Below are 20,166 nucleotides of genomic sequence, written 5' to 3'. Positions count from 1 at the left end.
CTATGGCTTCGCGGTTTCCGATGTCGCGATCCATATGCCCGCAAACACGGCGATCAGCCCGACCACGAGGTTGAGCGTGATCGGCTCACCGACGAGCTGAGTGGCGAGCAGGCCGGCAGCAACCGGATTGACGGTCATGGTATTGGCCACGCGCGTCGGCGACGCCCGCTCTAGCGCCAGCACCCACAGGATGAACGCGAGCGCCCCGCCCGCGACGCCGAGATAGAGCCCGGCGATCCATTGCGGTGTTCCGAACTGGCCGAGCGATGCCACACTGCCGGTCAACGATCCGACCAGGATCAGGGCCGCCGCGCCGGTGCCCATGCCCACGGTCAGGAAACCGAGCGCGCTGGATCGCTGGATGAACGGCCGGGACCAGACATTGTAGAAAGCCATGCACAGAACGGCGCCGGTCATGATCAATTCACCGCGCCACGCGCCCGCCGGCGCGGCCGACAATCCCGTTGCGAGCGCGGCAGCGACACCCAAGACTGCGATGCAGACCCCGATCGACTTTCGTTTCGTCAGCGGCTCGATGCCGAGCAACGCGCCGACCACCATGGTGTGCAGCGGCAGCGTCGCCAGTGCGAGCGAGGCGCGCGCCGCGGTCGTGAACGTCATGGCAATATTGTAGAGAACGAAAAACACGCCGAAGAAACAAAAGCCGAGTGCCGCGACGGCGGGCCAGTCCGCACGCTTCGGCCACCGCGCCTTCATTAGCAGCGCCGCCGGCAGCACGCAGCAGAAGCCGATTCCCCATCGCAGAATCGCGAGCGTGATCGGATCGGTATTACCGGCGAGATAGCGCGTGATCGCCGCGGCGCTGCCGCCGAGGCTGCTCGAGACCAGCGCGATTGCTACCCCGATCCATTCACCCAACGCCGCCCCCTATGGCCGCCTCTATCGCGCGGATCATATGGTGCGGGAAATCGCGCACGCGAGTCTCGATGACGCTCGGATGAATCTTTTCGTCTTGCGCCGCGTGAACTGCACGCAAATGGCGGCAACTGTCAGCAGCCTATGTCGATCTCTCGTCTTGCGCGCGATACCATGATGGGCCTAGCCTGCAACCGGGGAAGTCGCAGCCTCCCCGTTAAATGGCGATCCCATTCAAGCGCTGCTCGCTTTTGTATGGAGCGGGCACATGGATGGAACGACGCTCGAACTGCCGCTGTTTTTTGTCGCGACCTTCGTCGGCGCGCTGGTCGCAGGTCTCTCCGGCTTCGCCTTCGGCCTCGTCGTCTCCGCGATCTGGCTCTACATCCTCACTCCGCTGCAAACGGCAACGCTGATCATCGCGTTCGGGCTGCTCGTGCAGGGCTATTCGGTATGGAAGCTGCGCGGCGCGCTCGACTGGCGAAGGCTCTGGCCGTTCGTGGCGGGTGCTGCACTCGGCGTTCCCGTCGGCGTCGGCGTCCTGACCTGGGCGAACCCTGCCCATGTGCGCGCGGGCGTTGGCGCCTTCCTGGTCCTCTACAGCCTCTACGCGCTGCTGCGACCGGCTGTCCCTGCGGTGGAAGCAGGCGGCGCTGTGGCCGACGCCGCCGTCGGTTTCCTCAACGGCGTACTCGGCGGCATCACCGGGCTTGCCGGAATTTTGGTGACGATCTGGTGCGGCCTGCGCGGCTGGCCCAAGGACGTGCAACGCACGGTGTTTCAGCCGGTAGCCGTTGTGATCTTCGCCATGAGCGCGGTGTGGATCGGCGCCAAAGGCGCGATCACGCAGGACACTATCAAGTTGTTCCTGATCGGATTGCCGGCGTTGTTTGCCGGCACCTGGGTCGGGCTCACGCTGTACGGCTGGCTGGATGAGGCTTCGTTCAGGAAGGTTGTGCTCGTGCTGTTGCTGGTCTCGGGAGCGGTGCTGATGACTTGATCCGCGAACTATCGGTTCAATCCATCCCTAAATTTCAATCAATTGCGTCGAACTGGCATAGCCTCCCGTCAAGAAGTTTTTGTCATGAGAAGCTGACCGGAGCCCCGGTTTCCGGTGGTTTCGAGGCTCCGGCAGGTTGGAGCCTCCAAGCTCTGAGATTGGCTATGAAGGAAGCGAACCGCTTACGCGAACTGGAAGCCGAGTGCCGTCAACGCGCGCTGAGCGAACCCGACAAGAAATGGTATTGGCTGGCCCAAGCCGCCAAATACCAGGTGCAGGTAAGCCAGCAACTCGCGTTTAACTCGGAAGGGGGCAACACGCCCGACACGCCGGAGATCAAGCTGGCGCAATGGTCGCATGTGCGCGACGAGCGGCGCGTGATGGACCCCCTCCCCGACGGACGGCGATCGCCCTGGTAGTCCCGCGAACCGCGTGACGAGCCGGTCTCCGCAGGGTGCGAGAACGCGCTACCGCCCCTGCTCCTCCGGCGGCTTGATATGGCGGAACGAGAACAGCAAAGCGAGGTCATAGGAGATCTTGAGCGTGCCGCAAACCACCAGCGGCAACCCCGTAAACGACGTCATCAACAGCGCGCCCGAAATCGCCGGGCTGACGGCAGATGCGAGGCTGCGCGGCACGGCGGTGACGCTCGCAGCGGCCGGCCGCTCGGCCGGCGTCACCACGGCCATGACATAGGAGGTGCGGGTCGGCACGTCCATTTGCGACAGCGCCGAGCGCAACAGCAGCAAGCCGAGCGCCACATAGAGGTTCGGCGCAAACGCCGCGAGGATCAGGAAGATGCTGGAGGGAATGTGGGTGAACACCATGGTGTTGACAAGGCCGATGCGCTTGGCGATCCAGGCGGCGACCGGATAGGAAAAGGCGCTGAGCGTGCTCGACCAGAAGAAAAACAATCCGGCCGCGGACAATGACAGATCGAAACGCTCGAACAGCCACAGCACCAGCAAGGATTGCGCGACGAAGCCGCCGGCAAAGGAATCGATGCTGAACAGCGCCGCGAGCTTGTAGACGGTGCCTCTCGACGGTCCGAGCGGCGTCTGCGGCGCTCTCTCCTCGCCGCGCTGATGCGGCACGTGGCGATAGAGCACCGCGCAGACGATGCCGAGTGCGGCATAGGCGTAGAACATCAGGCGGAATGCGGCGAGTTGCGTGCTGCCGCCCGCCACGAGCAGATCCGGCAACGATGCCGCAAGCGACCCCGCCGCGGTACATAGCGCGCCGATCAGGCTGTAGCGCGCGAACACCTGGGTGCGGCGCTCATCGGTTGCGCTATGGGCCAGCACTGCGTGCTCGAGCGGCACCAGCACACCGAGATCGCCGCCGGAGGCATTGATGGTGCCGATGAACGCGACGAGCGCGATCAGAACAAAATGCTCGACCGCGGGAAAGGCGATGCCGGTCGCCGCCATCAGGCAGGCGCCCGCTATCAGCAACGGCCGCAGGTCATGGCGCGGCGCGATCCAGCCGGTGATCAGCGTCAGCAGCGCCGTTCCCAACAGCGACGCCGTCGCCACGATGCCGACGGCAATAGCGTCGTATCCCAGCGCGGTCATATAGGCTGGCAGGATGATGACGGCAAAACCGTCGCCGAAGCCGCGCAGGCCACGCGCGACATAGAGCAGCCGGATCAGCGCGTTTCCGATCGAAGCCTTCGGCTCGGTCGCAATGCTCGTCATTCCGGCGTCCTCACGGCAAAGCGGTGATCGTCACCTGATCGAAGCGCGTCACACTGTCGGCTTTGGTCCACAGTGCAACACCACCGGGATCTCTAAACGTATCGTCCTTCGCCTCGAACAGCGTCGCTCCGTCATAGCTCACGGTGAACCGCTCGCCTTCGGCCCGCAGCGTGAGGGTGTGCCATTCATTCGATGTCACGCGAATGTTTGAGGTGCCTAGCTGCTGCCGACGGCCGGCCACGACCCGGTAGAAGCGGACATTGTGCTCGAGCGCGTTGGCGCGGGCGACGTCGTAATTGTCGGGGTCAGTAAGCCGCACGACAATGCCGCCGGCCTGGTCGATCCTGCCCGCAACGGGTTTAAAGCGGATCTGCATGATGAGATTCTTCGCCGAGAAGCTCTCATGTATGGCGAGCGGAAAGCGGTAGTCAGTGCTGTCGGCGCTCTGCTGCTCGATAGCGCGGCCTGTTTTGGCGGTCGCATCGGCAACGACATTCCATTTACCCTCGGCCCCCTGGCCGGTTCGCGCAAACGAGAATCCAGCCGGAGGGGAACCTATAGTCATGCGGTCGATGGCAATCATGACGGCGTCTCCTGCCGTGAAGGCAGGCAGTCCAGTGCATACCAAGGCTACTGCAGAGAGCCCGACGCGCAGTACTGATCTGATGGGACAAAAAATTATCGGCCCTGACCTATCCATGTGCGCTTCTCCCGACACGTCGGGTCTGCGCAGAGCTTGGACGATGGGACCGTCTGACGGGGAGCCTGCTTGTCCCCGGTGAGGGTAGATTAGGCCCGATTGCGTACGGGCGCAAGCACGAGCCGCGAGACCCCGTTGACAGCCGGGCAGCGGCGCGCTTAATTCCGCGCATGGGGATGTTGCGATCTCCCCACGAGGCGACATGCCCAAGTATCGCGTCCCGTTTCTTTTGACGAGGGCGCAGCCATGTCATCCTACACCACGATATCATCAGACAAGCTTTCAAAATTGATCGGCACGGCGAACACGCCTGCCCTGATCGACGTTCGTACCGACGAGGATTTCGCCGCCGATCAGCGGCTGATTCCCGGCGCCGTCAGGCGCAACCACCAGGAAGCCGCCGACTGGGGCGAAGAGTTCGCCGGCCGTTCGGCCATCGTCGTCTGCCTGCGCGGCCAGAAACTGGCGCAGGGCACCGCTGCCTGGTTGCGGCATCTGCACGTCGAAGCTGAAGCGCTGGAAGGCGGCTTTGAAGGCTGGAAAGCCGCCAAACTGCCGCTGGTGCCGGCCGCAAAGCTCCCCGCGCGCGATGCGCAGGGCCGCACCGTCTGGGTCACCCGCGCGCGACCGAAGATCGACCGCATCGCCTGCCCGTGGCTGATCCGCCGGTTCGTCGACCCGAACGCGGTGTTCCTGTTCGTGACGCCGCCGGAGGTGCTTGCCGTCGGTGAGCGTTTCAACGCTGCGCCGTTTGATGTCGAGAACGTGTTCTGGAGCCACCGCGGCGAACTCTGCACATTCGATGTGATGATCGAGGAATTTGGCCTTGCGACGCCGCCCCTGCTGCGGCTGGCGGCGATGGTGCGCGGCGCCGACACCGGGCGGCTCGATTTGTCGCCGGAAGCGCCGGGATTGCTCGCGGCCTCGCTCGGCCTGTCGCGGATGTTCGACGACGATCTCGAACAGCTCGAAGCCGGCATGACGCTGTACGACGCGTTCTACCGATGGTGCCGGGACGCGACTGGCGAGACCCACAATTGGCCGACCAACAAGGCGAAACCGTAATGGGCGCGACGATGAACAAAGTGGCCGAAGCCGATGCCGTCAGGGAAATTGGTCACGGCATCAGCTTCGGTGAAGCCTTTCGCGTTTGGCTGCGGGTCGCCGTGCTCAGTTTCGGCGGCCCAGCCGGGCAGATCGCGGTGATGCACCGCATCTTGGTCGAGGAGAAGAACTGGATCTCGGAGAGCCGGTTTCTGCATGCGCTGAACTACTGCATGCTGCTGCCGGGACCAGAGGCGCAGCAGCTCGCAACCTACATCGGCTGGCTGTTGCACCGGACCGCCGGCGGCATCATGGCCGGTGGCCTGTTCATCCTGCCCGGCATCATCGCCATCATGGCGTTGAGCTATATCTACGCAGCCTACGGCAACGTCGGCTTCGTCGAGGCGGTGTTCTTCGGGCTGAAGGCTGCGGTGCTCGCGATCGTGGTGCGCGCCGTCGTCAGAGTCGGCAAGCGCGCGCTGCGCAACCACGTGATGATAGCGCTTGCTGCGATCGCCTTTGTCGCGATTTTCTTTTTCAACGTCCCCTTCCCGATCATCATTATCGCGGCTGCCGTGATCGGCTATTTCGGCGCGCGCAGCGGCCGGCCGGAATTCACCGCAATCGAACATGGTGGCGGCGGCAACAAGTCGGCAGCGGTCGACAGCCTGCTCGGCGAGGAACTGCCCGACCATATCCGCCCCAGCGTGGGAAGCGCGCTGCGCGTAAGCTCGGTGTGGCTGTTGCTATGGGCGGTGCCGGTCGCGGCCCTGCTGATCGGGCTTGGCCAGGCCAACGTATTCAGCCAGATCGCGCTGTTCTTTTCCAAGATGGCGCTGGTGACGTTCGGCGGCGCCTATGCGGTGCTGGCCTATGTCGCGCAGCAGGCGGTCGAGCATTACCACTGGCTGCAGCCGCGCGAGATGCTCGACGGCCTCGGCATGGCCGAGACGACGCCGGGGCCGTTGATCATGGTGCTGCAGTTCGTCGGCTTCATGGCGGCCTACCGCGATCCCGGCACGCTGTCGCCGATGGTTGCAGCGACGCTCGGCGGATTGCTGGCGACCTGGGTGACCTTCATTCCCTGCTTTCTCTGGATCTTCCTCGGCGCGCCCTACATCGAGACGCTGCGTGGCAACAAAGGGCTTGCGGGCGCGCTCTCCGCGATCACCGCTGCCGTGGTCGGCGTGATCCTGAACCTCTCGATCTGGTTCGGATTGCACACGCTGTTCCGGCAGACCACGCCGGTCCGCTCGCTCGGGCTGTCGTTCGACATGCCGGTGTGGGGAAGCCTGGATGTCGCGGCTTTCGTGCTAGCGGCCGCCGCGGCGACGGCGGTCTTCCGGCTTAACGTCGGCATGCTCTGGGTGCTGGCCGGATCGTGCGTGGCGGGCGTGGCGCTAAGGTTTGCGGGGGTGGCATAGCGCAGCCATCGTCGTAGGATGGGTGGAGCGCAAGCGATACCCATCAATCGCATATTGAGCTGATGCTGGGTATCGCTCCGCTCCACCCATCCTACACGCGCTACACTCGTTCCACCGGCGCCAGCTTGCAGACGGCGGCATCGACCTCGATCTGCAGCGTGCTGTGATGGATGTTGAAACGGTGCGACAGCTCCTCGCAAACGTGATGCAGGAAGGCGTCGTCGGAACCGCCGGGTCGCACCAGATGCGCGGTCAACGCGGTTTCGTTGGTGCTCATGGCCCAGACGTGGAGATCGTGTACCTCAACGACGCCTTCCAGCCCGCCGAGATAATCTTTCACATCGGAGAGCTCGATGCCGCGTGGCACGCCGTCAAGCGCGAGGTTGACGCTGTCGCGCGCCAGACCCCAGCCGCTCCAGAACACCACGGCCGCAATGACAAGGCTGATCGCGGGATCGAGCCACAGCCATCCCGTCAGCATGATGATGAGCGCCGCAATCACCACCCCGAGCGAGACGCCGGCGTCCGCGGCCATATGCAGATAGGCACCGCGGATATTGAGGTCGCCATGGCGGCCGCGCATGAATAAAAGCGCGGTGCCGCCGTTGATGACGACGCCAAGCGCAGCGACCAGGATGACGGTCATGCCCGCGACCGGCGCTGGGGCATAAAGCCGGTTGACGGCCTCGACGACGATGCCGCCGACCGCAACCAGCAGCAGGCCGGCATTGAACAGCGCGGCCAGGATCGAGGCGCGGCGGTATCCGTAAGTGTGCCGCTGCGTCGGCTGCTTCTGCGCGAGCCACGCGGCACCCCACGCCAGCAGCAGTGCGATGACGTCGGAGAGATTGTGGATGGCGTCAGAGATCAGCGCCAGCGAATTGGCGGCATAGCCGAAGATCAGTTCGGCGATGACGAACGCGGTGTTGAGCGTGGCGCCGATGGCGAACGCCCAGCCAAAACTATCCGGCGTATGGCTGTGGCCGGCGTGACCATGGGAATGATCATGCGGGTGGGAGTGATTGTGGTGGTGATGATCGTGCGCCATTCCGCCTCGTTCGGTTCGACGGCGACTTATATAGCGCGTGAAATTGGGAATACTATTACGGGCAGAATCGTAGGGTGGGCAAAGCGACTTGTCCGCCGTAGCTCGACGAGCGAAGGCGGAAGCGCGCCCACCATTCTCAATGAACATGCCGATAGATGGTGGGCACGGCGCTGGTGCGCCTTTGCCCACCTACCTTCTCTACTCCACACCGCGCAAAAACTTGTTCGATTTCGGCAGGCCATGTGCGAGGCGGCCGGCGTCGGCGCGATTGCCGCGCCAGTCGGCCAGTTCCTTGGCGCTCATGCTCTGCTCGCGGCCGGCGGAATCCTTCCAGGTCAGGCCGGCCTTGAACTCGAACACGGCAACGTCTGAGAGCTTGGCGCTGGAATACTTCTGCAAGCGCACGCCGCGGCCACGCGCCATCTCGGGCACCTGTTCCAGCGGGAACAGCACCATCTTGTGGTTGGTGCCGATCGCGGCGACCGTGTCGCCCTGCACGGTCGCAATCGCGCAGGCCTCGTTTGGCATGGTGACGTTGAGCACCTGCTTGCCCTTGCGGGTATTGCTGACGCAATCCTCTTCCTTGACGATAAAGCCCTGACCCTCGCTGCTCGCGATCAGGAACTTTCGCTCGCCCTTGTTGACGAACAGCGAGACGATCGCGGCGTCCTGCTCGAGATCGATGAACATGCGGATCGGCTCGCCATGACCGCGGCCGCCGGGAAGCTTCGCCACGTCGAGCGAATAGAATTTGCCGTTGGTGGCGAACAGCAGCAGTTTTGACGTGGTCTCGGCGAAGAAGGCGTGGTCGAGCTTGTCGTCGGTCTTGAAGGCGAGCCCCGAGATATCCTCGACATGACCCTTCAGCGTGCGCACCCAGCCCTTTTCCGAGATCACGACGGTGACCGGCTCGCGCTCGACAAAGGCTTCCTCGATCGCGGCGAGATCATGCTCGGGCGCGTCGGCGAATTGCGTGCGGCGCTTGCCGAGCGGCGTCTTCGGCCCGAAGATGTCGCGAACCTTGCGGACCTGCTCGCCGACCTTGGACCATTGCTCGGCTTCGGAGCCGAGCAGCGACTTGATGCCCTTCAATTCGTTGCGGAGGTTCTTGTCCTCGGTGCGGATTTCGAACTCTTCCAGCTTGCGCAAGGAGCGCAGGCGCATATTGAGGATGGCGTCGGCCTGAACTTCCGTCAGCTTGAACGCCTTGATCAGCGCCGGCTTCGGCTCATCCTCGGTGCGGATGATCTTGATCACCTTGTCGATGTTCAGATAGGCGATCAGGTAACCGCCGAGTATTTCCAGGCGGTTCTCGATCTGGGTCTTGCGGTAGTTGGAGCGGCGCACCAGCACGTCGCGCAGATGGTCGAGCCATTCGCGCAGGCACTCGGCGAGCCCCACCACCTTGGGGATCTTGCCCTTGATCAGCACGTTGAGGTTCAGCGAAATCTTGCTCTCGAGCTCGGTGAGCCGGAACAGCGATTCCATCATTAGCGCCGGATCGACCGCGCGGGATTTCGGCTCGATCACGAGGCGAACGTCCTCGGCCGATTCATCCCTGACGTCGCCGACCAGCGGCAGCTTCTTCTCGTTGAGCAGTTCGGCGATCTTCTCGACCAGGCGGGATTTCTGCACCAGCCACGGGATCTCGGTGATCACCACGACCCAGGTGCCGCGCGCGCCCTCTTCCTGGGTCCATTTGGCGCGGGTGCGGAACGAGCCGCGCCCGGTCACGTAGGCTTCGGCAATGCTTTCCTTGGAATCGACGATGATGCCGCCGGTCGGGAAGTCCGGGCCCTTGACCCATTTCATCAGCGACTTCGACTTCGCCTCAGGCTTGTCGATCAGGTGCAGCGCCGCGTCGCAGAGCTCGGCGACGTTGTGCGGCGGGATTGAGGTCGCCATGCCGACCGCAATGCCCTGCGCGCCGTTGGCGAGCAGGTTCGGGAAGCCGCCGGGCAGAACAACCGGTTCCTTGCTCTGGCCGTCGTAATTGGGACGGAACTCGACGCCATCCTCGTCGATGCCGTCGAGCAACAGTCGCGCGACCTCGGTCATGCGCGCTTCGGTGTAGCGGTAGGCGGCCGGGTTATCGCCGTCGATGTTGCCGAAATTGCCCTGGCCGTCGACCAGCGGGTAGCGCGAGGCGAAATCCTGGGCGAGACGCACCATGGCGTCGTAGATCGCCTGGTCGCCATGCGGATGGAACGAGCCCATCACGTCGCCGACGATTTTTGCCGATTTCTTGAACGGGGTGCCGGGGTCGAGCCTGAGCAGGCGCATGCCGTAGAGGATCCGCCGGTGCACCGGCTTCAGCCCGTCGCGGGCGTCCGGCAAGGCGCGGTGCATGATGGTCGAGAGCGCGTAGGCGAGATAGCGCTCTTCCAGCGCATCGCGCAGCATGACCTCGTGGATTTCGGCCGGTTCTTCAGGCGGTAGCTGTCGTTTTCCCATGGGGAGGCGTTAAACTTTTGCGGTGAATCGGGCAAGACGCGAACAGGGTAGTTCCACCAACAATTGCTCAGTGCCGGCCGAATATGGCCATCAGCAGGCCTATGCCGCCGAAAAAGGCAATCGGCAGCCAGAACATGATTCGACGGATCAGCGCCCCCTGACGCGCGATCTGCTGCATGCGATACTTCTTCTGCTCCCGCTTGACCGGATCCGTCATGAAGCCTCTAGGTAACGCCTGTGAGGAATGTGCGGCCGAGTCGCAACCACTGTCATTCGCAACTCTGGGGCGCTGGCGGTCACGGAAGCGCCGCTCTGGCGCGCCGCTTCGTCACCGCGTTGATAAACCCGTCCCTAGCATCGGAATGGCCCTGCCCGCGCGGCTCCAGCACGTGGCGGAGCAGGAACAGACCGGTCAGGCGAAAACCGTCCTGCAGGTCCTGGTCGGACCAGCCGTTCGCCCCGCCCTCGCCTTCGCGCAGGAAGGCCGGCAGCCGCAGCAGGCGATCCCGATAGGGCTCGCCGGCCTCCCGCGAGACGGCGCCGCCGGATTTCGGCGAGACGTAGATCAGGTCGGAGGTCGCGCCGGTCGCGGCGCAGTTTTCCAGATCGAGGCCGAAGCCGAGCTCGGCGAGCATCGCGAGCTCGAACCGGATCAGGTGCGCCGCCGCGCCGCCGGCGTCATCAAAGTCGTTCAGCGTGCGGTCGAGCATCTCGTAGATGTCCTCATGCGGGTCGCGCTCTGGCAACAACCGCGCCAGCGCGGCCAGATGGGTGACGCCATAGACCGCATGCGAGGACGCCAGCAGCGTTGCTGCGCGCAGCCGCGTGTCCTCGATGGCGTAGGTGCCGAGATGTTCGTCGAGCCGCGCCCGCCATACGGCGGTGACGCTATTGCCGGGCTGCAGCAGCGGCCGCATCCGCGAGGAGGCACCGCCGCGCACCAGGCCGAGATGCCGGCCATGGCCGCGCGTCAGCAGTTCGACGATGGCGGAGGATTCGCCATGCCGCCGTACGCCCAGTACGATGCCTTCGTCGGTCCATTCCATGGGCGGGAGTTTACAGGATTTGGGTGGGGAGCGCAGCTTTCGCCCGCGCGTTCCCCGGACGCGATGCAGCACCGCAAGCGCGTTTACGCGCGTCTTCGACGCGCTATGGTGCTGCTTCGCTGAGCCGGGGTCCACTCCCAGCCTCATGCGTCCCGGCTCTGCGGCGCACCGCGTCGCGGTGCACCGCGTCCGGGACACGAGAGAACATCACGCGTTGAACCAGCCCACCGCGTCGCCTGTGAACGAAAAATACAATCCGGCCGCGGTCAGCGCGCAGGAGATCACCTCGATGCCGCTGTGGAACTGAATGCCCTTCTCGCCGATGATCTGCAACAGCGAAATCACCGACAGTACCAGGGCTCCCGCCAGCACCCAGCGCGGCCAGTTCTTGCGGTGCTCGGCGGCGAGCCGGACGAAATAGACCAACAGCAGGATCAGGCCGGCCGCCATCAGCGTTCCGGTGCTGATCATCTGTTCCGTCATTTTCGGGGTCGGCGTGCGATCCTGGAACGCCAGCGACACCGCATCCAGGGTCAGCGACAGATACAGCAAAACCTCAAACCGCAGCACGTTCCTTGGTACGGTCGTCGGGCCTGCTCTTGGTAATTGTTGGGTCATGTTCTTGGCCCGTCATTGCCTGCGACAACGCAAGGCATTTGTGTAAGGGAGCAAAGCGACGAAGCAATCCATCTTTCTTGCTGCGGCTGGATGCTTCGCCCGCAAAGACATCCCTCGATCATTCCTTGGGGAATTCCAGCCCCATTTCCCTGTAACGGTCGGGGTCGTCGCCCCAGTTCTCGCGCACCTTGACGAACAGGAACAGGTGCACGGGCACGCCCAAAATCTCCGCGATCTCCTTCCGCGACTCCGCGCCGATCGACTTGATGGTGGCGCCGCCCTTGCCGAGCACGATCTTGCGCTGGCTCTCGCGCTCGACAAAGATCGTCTGTTCGATCCGGACCGACTTGTCCTTGCGCTCGGTCCAGGTGTCGGTCTCAACGGTCGATTGATACGGCAGTTCCTGGTGGAGTTGGCGGTAGATCTTTTCCCGGGTGATTTCCGCCGCCAGATGCCGCAGCGGCGCATCCGACATCTGGTCCTCGGGATAATGAAACGGGCCCGGCGGCACGCTCCTCGCCAGCGTCTTGCGCAGGTCGGCGACACCGTCGCCTGACAGTGCCGAGATCATGAAGGTGTGCTCGAATTTCATCCGCTCATTGGCGGCCTGCGCCAGCGCCAGCAGTTTTTCGCGCGGGATCAGGTCGATCTTGTTCAGCACCAGGATTTTCGGGTGGGCAACCGTCGCGAGCTTGTTCAGGATCGCGTCGGCCTCCTCATCGATTCCGGCCTTGGCGTCGAGCAGCACACAGACGAGATCGGCATCGTGGGCCCCGCTCCAGGCGGTCGACACCATGGCCCGGTCCAGCCGCCGCTTCGGCAAGAAGATGCCGGGCGTGTCGACCAGGATGATCTGCGCATTGTCCTCGATCTGGATACCGCGGATCAGCGCACGCGTTGTCTGTACCTTGCGCGAGACGATGGTGACTTTGGAGCCGACCAGCGCATTGACGAGGGTGGATTTGCCGACGTTGGGGGCGCCGATCAGCGCGACGAAACCGCAGCGGGTCTCGCCAGACGCGCCGGGTGCGGGTTCAACTGTCATTGCTGCCGACGCCTTCGCGTTCGATCATCACGGAGGCTGCAACCTTCTCGGCTGCGCGCTTGGAGCCGCCGACGCCTTCGGCGGGCGCCAGTCCCGGCAAGTCGACAGCGACGCGGAACTGCGGGTCGTGGTGCGGCCCGGTGCGCTCGATCTCGCGATAGACCGGCGTCGGCAAGCCCTTGCTCTGGGCCCATTCCTGCAGCACCGTCTTGGGATCGCGCAGCGGCCGGCGCGGTTTGCGCATCCGCTCCAGCCAGTTGCGCTCGACGAATTGCGACGCCGCCGCATAGCCGCCGTCAAGATAGATCGCCCCAATCACCGCCTCGCAGATATCGCCGAGAACGGATTTGCGCAGGCGCGCGCCCGCCCCTGCGCCCACCGCGCCGAGCTTGATGTCGTCGAGCAAGCCCAGCGATTTGGCGACATCGGCACAGCTTTCTTTGCGCACGAGGTCAGCGAGACGTTTGGACAATTCGCCTTCGTCCGCCCTCGGATAGGCGCGATACAACATGTCGGAGATAATCAGCCCGAGCACGTGGTCGCCGAGGAATTCCAGCCGCTGATAACTGTCGGCGCGATGGCGTGTCGCGGGCTTCAGGGCCGAGACATGGGTAAAGGCCGTCGTCAGCAGCGCCGGATCGGAAAATTTGTAGCCGATGCGCCCCTCGATCGCGGCAGCCGCAGCCTTTGCACCGGCCTTGCCGCGCTTCTTCTTCGGCGCAGCTACGCTCGGCGCATCTGCCTGCTGGCCCGGCTCGCCCGAGGCCGATGTGTCGGGAATGGTCGCTGTCTCGTCGTTCATCGCACGATTGTGAATAGGCGATTCCAGCGCACCGCAGTCGGCCAGCGCCAGAACATCCAGGCGTGTTCGCCCTCGGCAATGGAGAAGAAGATCATCTGCGCCCGGCCGACGATGTTCTCGAACGGCACGTAGCCCACCGCCGACAGCACGCGGCTATCGGTGGAGTTGTCGCGGTTGTCGCCCATCATGAAGAAGTGGCCGGGGGGCACGGTGTAGACGTTGGTGTTGTCGTAGAAACCGTTGTCGACGCAATCGAGCGATTCGTAGCTGACGCCGTTCGGCAGCGTTTCCTTCCAGCGCTTGACGCGCGCGGTGGCGTCGGAGCCGCAGGGGTCCTCGCCTATGAAGTCGGAAAGCCGCTCGCGCTTGACCGGCTTGTCGTTGATGTAGAGCAGCCCTTCCCGCATCTGGATGCGGTCGCCCGGCAAGCCGATCACGCGCTTGATGTAATCGGTGGAGTCGTCCTTCGGCAGGCGGAACACGACGATATCGCCGCGGTTCGGCTCTGAGCCGAAGATGCGGCCCGAGAACAGCGGCGGCGACAGTGGAATGGAATAGTGGCTGTAGCCGTAGGAATATTTCGAGACGAACAGGTAATCGCCGACCAAAAGCGTCGCCTTCATCGATCCCGAGGGGATGTTGAAAGGCTGGAACAGGAAGGTGCGGATCACGAGCGCGATCAGGAGAGCATGGATGACGACGCGGATGGTTTCACCCAAGCCGCTTTCAGATTTTGTGCCGGATGTCACGCTCATCGCTTTCCCAATTCCCGCGAGCCCGAGCCCGCACGGTGGCAGAACGTTTTCCGCACGCGAATCGCCCGATGCGTTCGCGTCAGGAAAATGGTCTAGATAACTGATATTGAGAGCCAATTCTGGCGCTAACCGGAATCGGCCCTGGCTCGAACTCGTCGCTGCCGCGTTTTAGACGGTTGTTCGTGGACGCGCAATCAAGCGCCTTGTCAAAACTTCATAATCCATTGATAAATCAATGATTTTTAGTTTTGGCCGCTTCCCCGGCGCAAACGCCTGCGCGGCTCATGATTTGCCGGGTGCGACCGCCGAAATTATGACGAAGGCCTGCGCCAGCGGCCAGTCGTCGGTGATCGACAGATCGATTCGCGCCTCGAAGCCCTCCGGCGTCAGCGCTTCGAGCCGGGCCAGCGCGCCGTCGGTGAGTTTCATGGTCGGCCGTCCCCCCGGCATGTTCACCACCCCCATGTCCCGCCACCAGACGCCACGCCGGATGCCGGTGCCGAGCGCCTTGGAACAGGCCTCCTTGGCCGCGAATCGCTTGGCATAGGTCGCGACCACCATTTTGTCGCTATTGGCGCGGCGCGCCGCCTTGGCGCGCTCGGTGTCGGTGAAGATGCGGTCGAGAAAGCGGTCGCCATGGCGCTCGATAACCTTGGCAACCCTTGTGATGTCAACCAGGTCGGAGCCGATGCCGATGATCATGGCCGGCCCGCGATTTTCTGGCGGCCGCGGTCCATTGCGGAGCGCATCTGCCGCACCGTCTCGCCAAGGCCGACGAACAAGGCCTCCCCCATCATGAAATAGCCGATGTTGAGTTCGGCGACCTCGGGCAGCGCTGAAATCGTCTCCGCGGTCTGGTAGTCGAGGCCGTGGCCGGCATGGACCTCCAGCCCCGCGGCGCGCGCCAATGCGGCACCCTCAACGATTCGCCGCCATTCCGCCTCGGCCTTTGCCGCATGGCCGTCGACCACGGCGTCGCACCAGCCGCCGGTGTGGATCTCGATCACCGGCGCGCGCAATTTGGCCGCCATCTCGATCTGCGGCGGGTCGGCGGCGATGAACAGCGACACCCGGATGCCGGCATCGTTGAGCCGCGCGATGAATGGGGCCAACGCATTGTGCTGGCCGACGACGTCCAATCCGCCCTCGGTGGTGAGTTCCTCGCGGCGCTCCGGCACCAGGCACACGGCGTGGGGCTTTGTCGCTAGCGAGATCCGCAGCATGTCTTCCGTTGCCGCCATCTCGAAATTCAGCGGTTTTGATATTTCGGCCTTCAGCCGGGCCATGTCGCTGTCGCGGATGTGGCGGCGGTCCTCACGCAAATGCGCGGTAATACCGTCGGCGCCAGCCTCGATCGCCAACAGCGCGGCGCGCACCGGATCCGGCCGCTCGCCGCCCCGCGCGTTGCGCAAGGTGGCGACGTGGTCAACATTGACGCCGAGGCGGAGCGAAGGAACGGGCATGTTGGGACTCGCGGGTATTCTCTGGTGGACGATCCCTCATACTGAGGAGCGGCGTCTTCGCCGCGTCTCGAAGGATGCGGGCCCTACTGTGGCCTCATGGTTCGAGACGGCGGCGCAGTCAAGTATACGCAGACTGCGTAAACTTGTCTGCGTGCGCCTCCTCACCGTGAGGGTCGGCGGCGTGTGAAAGGCTACCCATTGACGCGCTCGACCTTGGCGACGACGGCCTTGGCACGCAATTGAGCGATAATTGCACTGAGATGCTTGAGGTCATAGACCTCGAGATCGATGGTCAGCTCGGTGAAATCGGGCGAGCGGCGCGACATGCTGATATTGTCGATATTGCCGTCGTGCTCGGCGATCACGGTGGCGACCTGGGCGAGGCTGCCGGGCTCGTTGACGTTGTGCACCAGGATCCGCGCCGGGAAACGCTGCGGCATGGTCTCGTCGATGTCCCAGCGCACGTCAAGCCAGCGCTCGGGCTCCTCCTCGAAATCCTTCAGCGCCGGCGACTGGATCGGATAGATCGTGATCCCCTCGCCCGGCGTTACGATGCCGACGATGCGGTCGCCCGGAACCGCGCCGCCGTTCGGCGCAAATTTCACCGGCAAATCGGAATTGATCCCGCGCACCGGGATCACCGAGGCGCTCCGCGCCGGATGCGGCGGCGACTTCAGCTTCAATTTCACCGCGAGGCTCTTCTTGGCCCCGTATTTCACCAACCGCTCTTCCTTGTAGTCCGGGTACATCGCGCGGGCGACATCGGAGGCCTTCAGCTCACCACGTCCGACAGAGGCCATCACGTCCTCGATCGAGGCGCGCGCCAGCCGTGGCAACGCACCCTTCAGCTTGTCGTCGGCGTATTCGATCTTGGCGCGGGCAAACAGGCGATCGACGATGCGGCGGCCAAGTCCCGCATATTGATCGCGCACCGCGGTACGCGTGGCGCGGCGGATCGCGGCGCGGGCCTTGCCGGTGACCGCGAGCGATTCCCAGGCCGAGGGCGGCGCCGACTGCGCCTGCGAGGTCAAAACCTCGACTTCGTCGCCGTTCTGCAATTCGGACGAAAGCGGCGCGAACTTGCCATTGATCTTGCAACCGACTGCCGAGTTGCCGACATCGGTATGCACGGCATAGGCGAAGTCGATCACATTGGCTTGCCGCGGCAGGGCGATCAGTTTGCCCTTCGGGGTGAAGCAGAACACCTGGTCGTGAAACAATTCGAGCTTGGTGTGCTCCAGAAACTCTTCCGGATTGGCACTGTCGGAGAGAATGCCGATAGTATGGCGCAGCCAGGCAAAGGCGTTCGACTCGTGCTTGAGCCGCTCGGTCGGCGAGCCCATGCCTTCCTTGTAGAAGGCATGCGCGGCGATGCCGAACTCGGCAACCTGGTTCATTTCCTCGGTACGGATCTGCAGCTCGACGCGCTGGTTGCCGGGGCCGATCACGGTGGTGTGGAGCGAACGGTAGTCGTTCTGCTTTGGCGTCGAAATGTAGTCCTTGAAGCGTCCGGGCACCACCGGCCAAGTGGTGTGCACCACGCCCAGCGCGCGGTAGCAGGCCTCGAGGTCGCTCAGGATAATGCGGAAGCCGTAGATGTCGGACAGTTGCTCGAAGCCGACCGACTTGCGCTCCATTTTGGTCCAGATCGAGAACGGCTGCTTGCGGCGGCCATAGACGCGCGCAGTGATCCCGTTCTTCTGCAGGTTCTTGGAGAGCTGGCTCTCAATCTCGCCGATAAGATTGCGGTTGCGGTCGGCAAGCGCGTCGAGCCGCTGCTTCACCACCGCATAGGCTTCGGGATCGAGCACGTGGAAGGACAGATCTTCCAGTTCCTCGCGCATCTCATGCATACCCATGCGGCCGGCGAGCGGCGCATAGATATCCAGCGTCTCCTCGGCAATGCGGCGGCGCGAGGCGTGCGGCACGAATTCCAGCGTGCGCATGTTGTGCAGGCGATCGGCGAACTTGATCAGGAGCACGCGAACGTCGTCGGCGATCGCAAGCAAGAGCTTGCGCAGATTCTCGGCCTGTTTGGCTTCGCGCGAGACCAGCTCCAGCCGCTTCAGCTTGGTGAGCCCTTCGACCAGCGCGCCGATCTCGTGGCCGAAGATATTGTCGATCTCGGCGCGCGTCGCCTCGGTATCCTCGATGGTGTCGTGCAGCAGCGCGGCGACAATGGTGGCGTCATCGAGCTTGAGGTTGGTCAGGATCGCCGCGACCTCGAGCGGATGCGAGAAATACGGATCGCCGGACGCGCGCGTCTGCGTGCCATGCGCCTTCATGGCGTAAACATAGGCGCGATTGAGCAGGTCTTCGTTGGTATCCGGATTGTACGAGCGGACGCGCTCGACCAGGTCGTATTGCCGCATCATGCGCGAGCGCGGCGATTTCGGCTTCTCCGCCACAGGCGACCCCGGCGCAACCGCGACCTGGCCGGTCGCGGCCTGCATTTGCCGGGAGCTGCGGCGCCAATACGCCATCACATCACTACCTTCTTCCACCAGACCCGGACGGGTCCCGCCGTTACGTATCTAATGCGTTTTCGAACGGCGATGCACGCCGCGCCGGCCGCGATACGGTTCAATTTCGCTTGGGCCTGCGGCCATCCAACGCCCAACCCGCTGGCCTATCGGCCCGGCGAGTCAGCCGTTTTCGGCCGCGCTGGCCAAGGACGCATTGTAACCGCAAAAATGTCAACAAAAGCAAAGGCCCGGACTGACGTCCGGGCCCTTGGCAGATCGGGGAGTTCGGGACGAACCGGAAGGTTCCGGCCTACTCGTCCTCTTCGGGCTGCTCTTCCGGCGGCGCCAGGCCTTCCAGCCCCTTGAGGAGCTCTTCCTCGGTCATGCGCTCGACCGCGACCTCGGTGTCGTCGGCATCCACGCTGGCGCCGGCCGAGCCGATCAAAGGCACGGTATCGGGCTCAGGCTCGTCGACCTCGACGAATTTCTGCAGGGAATGAACCAGTTCCTCGCGGAGGTCTTCCGGGGAAATAGTGGATTCGGCGATTTCCCGCAGCGAAACGACCGGGTTTTTGTCGTTATCGCGATCAACCGTCAGTTGCGAACCGGACGAAATCATACGGGCGCGATGCGCCGCCAGCAGGACCAGGTCGAACCGGTTGTCGACCTTGTCAATGCAATCTTCCACGGTGACGCGCGCCATAGACTGTCGCTCCGTTAAATGGGGCCAAATATGTCGGTTATGGGCGCTAGTTATAGTGGTAGGGTGCGTTTCGCAAGACCAAATTTGTGATTTGCCTTCCCAATGGGCTCTGATACGCCAAACCTTGGGACCAGAAGGCCGGAGCGTCCAGACGCGGCGGGGTTGCCGTGCCGGACAAGCAAATCTCTTGATTGCACTGTCAAAAGTATAGGTTTTTCGCCCTCGCCTCACCATAATTGCAGTGGTGACTGTCGTGGGGCACGATTCACCGAACTTTAGGCAACAGACCTAGAAAGTGCGCGCGGTCATTGGCCGCTGCGCTAGAAAAGCTAACAACAACGTGAGAACCATTTGATGTCACCAGCTTCCAACAAGATTGCGCTCTTCATCGATGGCGCCAACCTTTACGCAACGGCCAAGACGCTCGGCTTCGACATCGATTACAAGCGCCTTCTTAAGGAATTCCAGAGCCGAGGGACGCTGTTGCGTGCGTTCTACTACACGGCAATCATCGAAGATCAGGAATACTCCTCGATCCGTCCACTGATCGACTGGCTCGACTACAACGGCTACACCGTTGTCACCAAGGCAACGAAGGAATTCATCGACGCATCCGGCCGCCGCAAGGTGAAAGGCAACATGGATATCGAGCTTGCCGTCGATGCCATGGAGCTCGCCGAGCATGTTGATCAGATCGTGTTGTTTTCGGGCGACGGCGATTTCCGCTCGCTGGTGGAAGCGGTGCAGCGTCGCGGCGTTCGCGTTACGGTCGTTTCGACCATTTCAAGCCAGCCGCCGATGATCGCCGACGAACTGCGCCGCCAGGCTGACGTCTTCACCGACCTTGTCGAGCTGCAATCAAAGCTGGGCCGCGATCCCTCCGAGCGTCCTGCCCCGCGCGAGCCGCGCCACCACTCGCCGCAATTCCTGCAGCGCGCGACCACCGTGGCGCCACGAGCCGGCGACGACGATTTCGACGATTGAGCATGAGCCAGTACACTGCTAGAGCCTCGGTTCTGATTGAAA

The 20,166-nt window shown here is 63.4% G+C and carries 20 protein-coding genes; 5 read left to right on the top strand and 15 right to left on the bottom strand.

Annotated elements, in window-relative coordinates; translation table 11 throughout:
- Positions 1–879 carry a DMT family transporter gene (locus IVA95_RS08960; protein ID WP_247510181.1) on the bottom strand — a complete coding sequence of 293 codons (879 nt, stop codon included), beginning with the start codon at positions 877–879 and terminating at the stop codon, positions 1–3.
- Between the two features lie 265 nt (positions 880–1,144).
- Between IVA95_RS08960 and IVA95_RS08955 the strand changes: the two genes are divergently transcribed.
- The gene (locus IVA95_RS08955) at positions 1,145–1,876 is read left to right on the top strand and encodes a sulfite exporter TauE/SafE family protein (RefSeq protein WP_247510180.1); all 732 of its coding nucleotides are present in this window, start codon (positions 1,145–1,147) and stop codon (positions 1,874–1,876) included.
- Positions 1,877–2,040: 164 nt separating this feature from the next.
- Positions 2,041–2,295: a hypothetical protein gene (locus IVA95_RS08950; protein ID WP_247510179.1), complete on the top strand. Its 255-nt coding sequence runs from the start codon at positions 2,041–2,043 to the stop codon at positions 2,293–2,295.
- Between the two features lie 48 nt (positions 2,296–2,343).
- On the opposite strand, the gene IVA95_RS08945 is transcribed toward IVA95_RS08950, so the two are convergent.
- Both IVA95_RS08945 and IVA95_RS08940 read right to left on the bottom strand, forming a co-directional pair.
- On the bottom strand, positions 2,344–3,573 hold the full coding sequence (locus IVA95_RS08945; RefSeq protein ID WP_247510178.1) for an MFS transporter: 1,230 nt from the start codon (positions 3,571–3,573) through the stop codon (positions 2,344–2,346).
- Between the two features lie 10 nt (positions 3,574–3,583).
- Positions 3,584–4,156, bottom strand: a complete 573-nt coding sequence (locus IVA95_RS08940) for a hypothetical protein (RefSeq protein ID WP_247510177.1) — start codon at positions 4,154–4,156, stop codon at positions 3,584–3,586.
- A gap of 363 nt (positions 4,157–4,519) precedes the next feature.
- On the opposite strand from IVA95_RS08940, the gene IVA95_RS08935 reads away from it, so the two are divergent.
- Positions 4,520–5,338 carry a chromate resistance protein ChrB domain-containing protein gene (locus IVA95_RS08935; protein ID WP_247510176.1) on the top strand — a complete coding sequence of 273 codons (819 nt, stop codon included), beginning with the start codon at positions 4,520–4,522 and terminating at the stop codon, positions 5,336–5,338.
- 11 nt (positions 5,339–5,349) lie between these two features.
- The gene (gene chrA / locus IVA95_RS08930) at positions 5,350–6,741 is read left to right on the top strand and encodes a chromate efflux transporter (protein WP_247510241.1); all 1,392 of its coding nucleotides are present in this window, start codon (positions 5,350–5,352) and stop codon (positions 6,739–6,741) included.
- A 100-nt stretch (positions 6,742–6,841) separates the two neighbouring features.
- Here the strand turns inward: chrA and IVA95_RS08925 are convergent, their stop codons facing one another.
- The 12 genes from IVA95_RS08925 to rpoZ all read right to left on the bottom strand — a co-directional run bounded on the left by IVA95_RS08925 (position 6,842) and on the right by rpoZ (position 19,140).
- Entirely contained in the window at positions 6,842–7,789 is a 948-nt protein-coding gene (locus IVA95_RS08925) for a cation diffusion facilitator family transporter (protein WP_247510175.1), read from the bottom strand.
- A gap of 198 nt (positions 7,790–7,987) precedes the next feature.
- The gene (parC, locus tag IVA95_RS08920) at positions 7,988–10,243 is read right to left on the bottom strand and encodes a DNA topoisomerase IV subunit A (RefSeq protein WP_247510174.1); all 2,256 of its coding nucleotides are present in this window, start codon (positions 10,241–10,243) and stop codon (positions 7,988–7,990) included.
- A 67-nt stretch (positions 10,244–10,310) separates the two neighbouring features.
- Positions 10,311–10,460 (bottom strand): hypothetical protein, encoded by a 150-nt coding sequence (locus tag IVA95_RS08915; protein WP_213251992.1) that lies wholly within the window; start codon positions 10,458–10,460, stop codon positions 10,311–10,313.
- A gap of 79 nt (positions 10,461–10,539) precedes the next feature.
- On the bottom strand, positions 10,540–11,289 hold the full coding sequence (gene recO, locus IVA95_RS08910; protein WP_247510173.1) for a DNA repair protein RecO: 750 nt from the start codon (positions 11,287–11,289) through the stop codon (positions 10,540–10,542).
- A 207-nt stretch (positions 11,290–11,496) separates the two neighbouring features.
- A complete protein-coding gene (locus IVA95_RS08905) occupies positions 11,497–11,907 on the bottom strand; it encodes a hypothetical protein (protein WP_247510172.1) in 411 nt (136 codons plus the stop codon).
- A gap of 118 nt (positions 11,908–12,025) precedes the next feature.
- Positions 12,026–12,952, bottom strand: coding sequence for a GTPase Era (gene era / locus IVA95_RS08900; protein WP_247510171.1), 927 nt, complete (start codon positions 12,950–12,952; stop codon positions 12,026–12,028).
- The gene (rnc, locus tag IVA95_RS08895) at positions 12,942–13,754 is read right to left on the bottom strand and encodes a ribonuclease III (protein ID WP_213251996.1); all 813 of its coding nucleotides are present in this window, start codon (positions 13,752–13,754) and stop codon (positions 12,942–12,944) included. Before rnc ends, era begins: the two co-directional genes overlap by 11 nt.
- Positions 13,751–14,509 carry a signal peptidase I gene (gene lepB, locus IVA95_RS08890; protein WP_171582013.1) on the bottom strand — a complete coding sequence of 253 codons (759 nt, stop codon included), beginning with the start codon at positions 14,507–14,509 and terminating at the stop codon, positions 13,751–13,753. The genes rnc and lepB overlap by 4 nt, the downstream gene beginning before the upstream one ends.
- Positions 14,510–14,791: 282 nt before the next feature.
- Positions 14,792–15,211 (bottom strand): holo-ACP synthase, encoded by a 420-nt coding sequence (acpS, locus tag IVA95_RS08885; RefSeq protein ID WP_247510170.1) that lies wholly within the window; start codon positions 15,209–15,211, stop codon positions 14,792–14,794.
- Complete coding sequence (locus IVA95_RS08880) at positions 15,208–15,972, bottom strand: pyridoxine 5'-phosphate synthase (protein WP_247510169.1); 765 nt, start codon at positions 15,970–15,972, stop codon at positions 15,208–15,210. Before IVA95_RS08880 ends, acpS begins: the two co-directional genes overlap by 4 nt.
- Before the next feature lie 191 nt (positions 15,973–16,163).
- A complete protein-coding gene (locus IVA95_RS08875) occupies positions 16,164–18,455 on the bottom strand; it encodes a bifunctional (p)ppGpp synthetase/guanosine-3',5'-bis(diphosphate) 3'-pyrophosphohydrolase (protein WP_247510168.1) in 2,292 nt (763 codons plus the stop codon).
- A gap of 292 nt (positions 18,456–18,747) precedes the next feature.
- Positions 18,748–19,140, bottom strand: coding sequence for a DNA-directed RNA polymerase subunit omega (rpoZ, locus tag IVA95_RS08870; protein WP_225678536.1), 393 nt, complete (start codon positions 19,138–19,140; stop codon positions 18,748–18,750).
- A gap of 354 nt (positions 19,141–19,494) precedes the next feature.
- On the opposite strand from rpoZ, the gene IVA95_RS08865 reads away from it, so the two are divergent.
- Entirely contained in the window at positions 19,495–20,124 is a 630-nt protein-coding gene (locus IVA95_RS08865; protein WP_028345653.1) for an NYN domain-containing protein, read from the top strand.
- Positions 20,125–20,166 lie beyond the last annotated feature (42 nt).

It is taken from the genome of Bradyrhizobium sp. 157 (assembly GCF_023073815.1).
Lineage (GTDB): Bacteria > Pseudomonadota > Alphaproteobacteria > Rhizobiales > Xanthobacteraceae > Bradyrhizobium.
Note: the sequence above shows the minus strand (reverse complement) of the source record. Positions and strands in the feature narration are given on the sequence as shown.

Excerpts from the sequence above, each read along its gene's own strand:
- IVA95_RS08955 (WP_247510180.1), top strand. The coding sequence starts at position 1,145 with ATGGATGGAACGACGCTCGAACTGCCGCTGTTTTTTGTCGCGACCTTC.
- IVA95_RS08950 (WP_247510179.1), top strand. The coding sequence starts at position 2,041 with ATGAAGGAAGCGAACCGCTTACGCGAACTGGAAGCCGAGTGCCGTCAA.
- IVA95_RS08945 (WP_247510178.1), bottom strand. The coding sequence starts at position 3,573 with ATGACGAGCATTGCGACCGAGCCGAAGGCTTCGATCGGAAACGCGCTG.
- IVA95_RS08940 (WP_247510177.1), bottom strand. The coding sequence starts at position 4,156 with ATGATTGCCATCGACCGCATGACTATAGGTTCCCCTCCGGCTGGATTC.
- IVA95_RS08935 (WP_247510176.1), top strand. The coding sequence starts at position 4,520 with ATGTCATCCTACACCACGATATCATCAGACAAGCTTTCAAAATTGATC.
- chrA (WP_247510241.1), top strand. The coding sequence starts at position 5,350 with ATGAACAAAGTGGCCGAAGCCGATGCCGTCAGGGAAATTGGTCACGGC.
- IVA95_RS08925 (WP_247510175.1), bottom strand. The coding sequence starts at position 7,789 with ATGGCGCACGATCATCACCACCACAATCACTCCCACCCGCATGATCAT.
- parC (WP_247510174.1), bottom strand. The coding sequence starts at position 10,243 with ATGGGAAAACGACAGCTACCGCCTGAAGAACCGGCCGAAATCCACGAG.
- IVA95_RS08915 (WP_213251992.1), bottom strand. The coding sequence starts at position 10,460 with ATGACGGATCCGGTCAAGCGGGAGCAGAAGAAGTATCGCATGCAGCAG.
- recO (WP_247510173.1), bottom strand. The coding sequence starts at position 11,289 with ATGGAATGGACCGACGAAGGCATCGTACTGGGCGTACGGCGGCATGGC.
- IVA95_RS08905 (WP_247510172.1), bottom strand. The coding sequence starts at position 11,907 with ATGACCCAACAATTACCAAGAGCAGGCCCGACGACCGTACCAAGGAAC.
- era (WP_247510171.1), bottom strand. The coding sequence starts at position 12,952 with ATGACAGTTGAACCCGCACCCGGCGCGTCTGGCGAGACCCGCTGCGGT.
- rnc (WP_213251996.1), bottom strand. The coding sequence starts at position 13,754 with ATGAACGACGAGACAGCGACCATTCCCGACACATCGGCCTCGGGCGAG.
- lepB (WP_171582013.1), bottom strand. The coding sequence starts at position 14,509 with ATGAGCGTGACATCCGGCACAAAATCTGAAAGCGGCTTGGGTGAAACC.
- acpS (WP_247510170.1), bottom strand. The coding sequence starts at position 15,211 with ATGATCATCGGCATCGGCTCCGACCTGGTTGACATCACAAGGGTTGCC.
- IVA95_RS08880 (WP_247510169.1), bottom strand. The coding sequence starts at position 15,972 with ATGCCCGTTCCTTCGCTCCGCCTCGGCGTCAATGTTGACCACGTCGCC.
- IVA95_RS08875 (WP_247510168.1), bottom strand. The coding sequence starts at position 18,455 with ATGGCGTATTGGCGCCGCAGCTCCCGGCAAATGCAGGCCGCGACCGGC.
- rpoZ (WP_225678536.1), bottom strand. The coding sequence starts at position 19,140 with ATGGCGCGCGTCACCGTGGAAGATTGCATTGACAAGGTCGACAACCGG.
- IVA95_RS08865 (WP_028345653.1), top strand. The coding sequence starts at position 19,495 with ATGTCACCAGCTTCCAACAAGATTGCGCTCTTCATCGATGGCGCCAAC.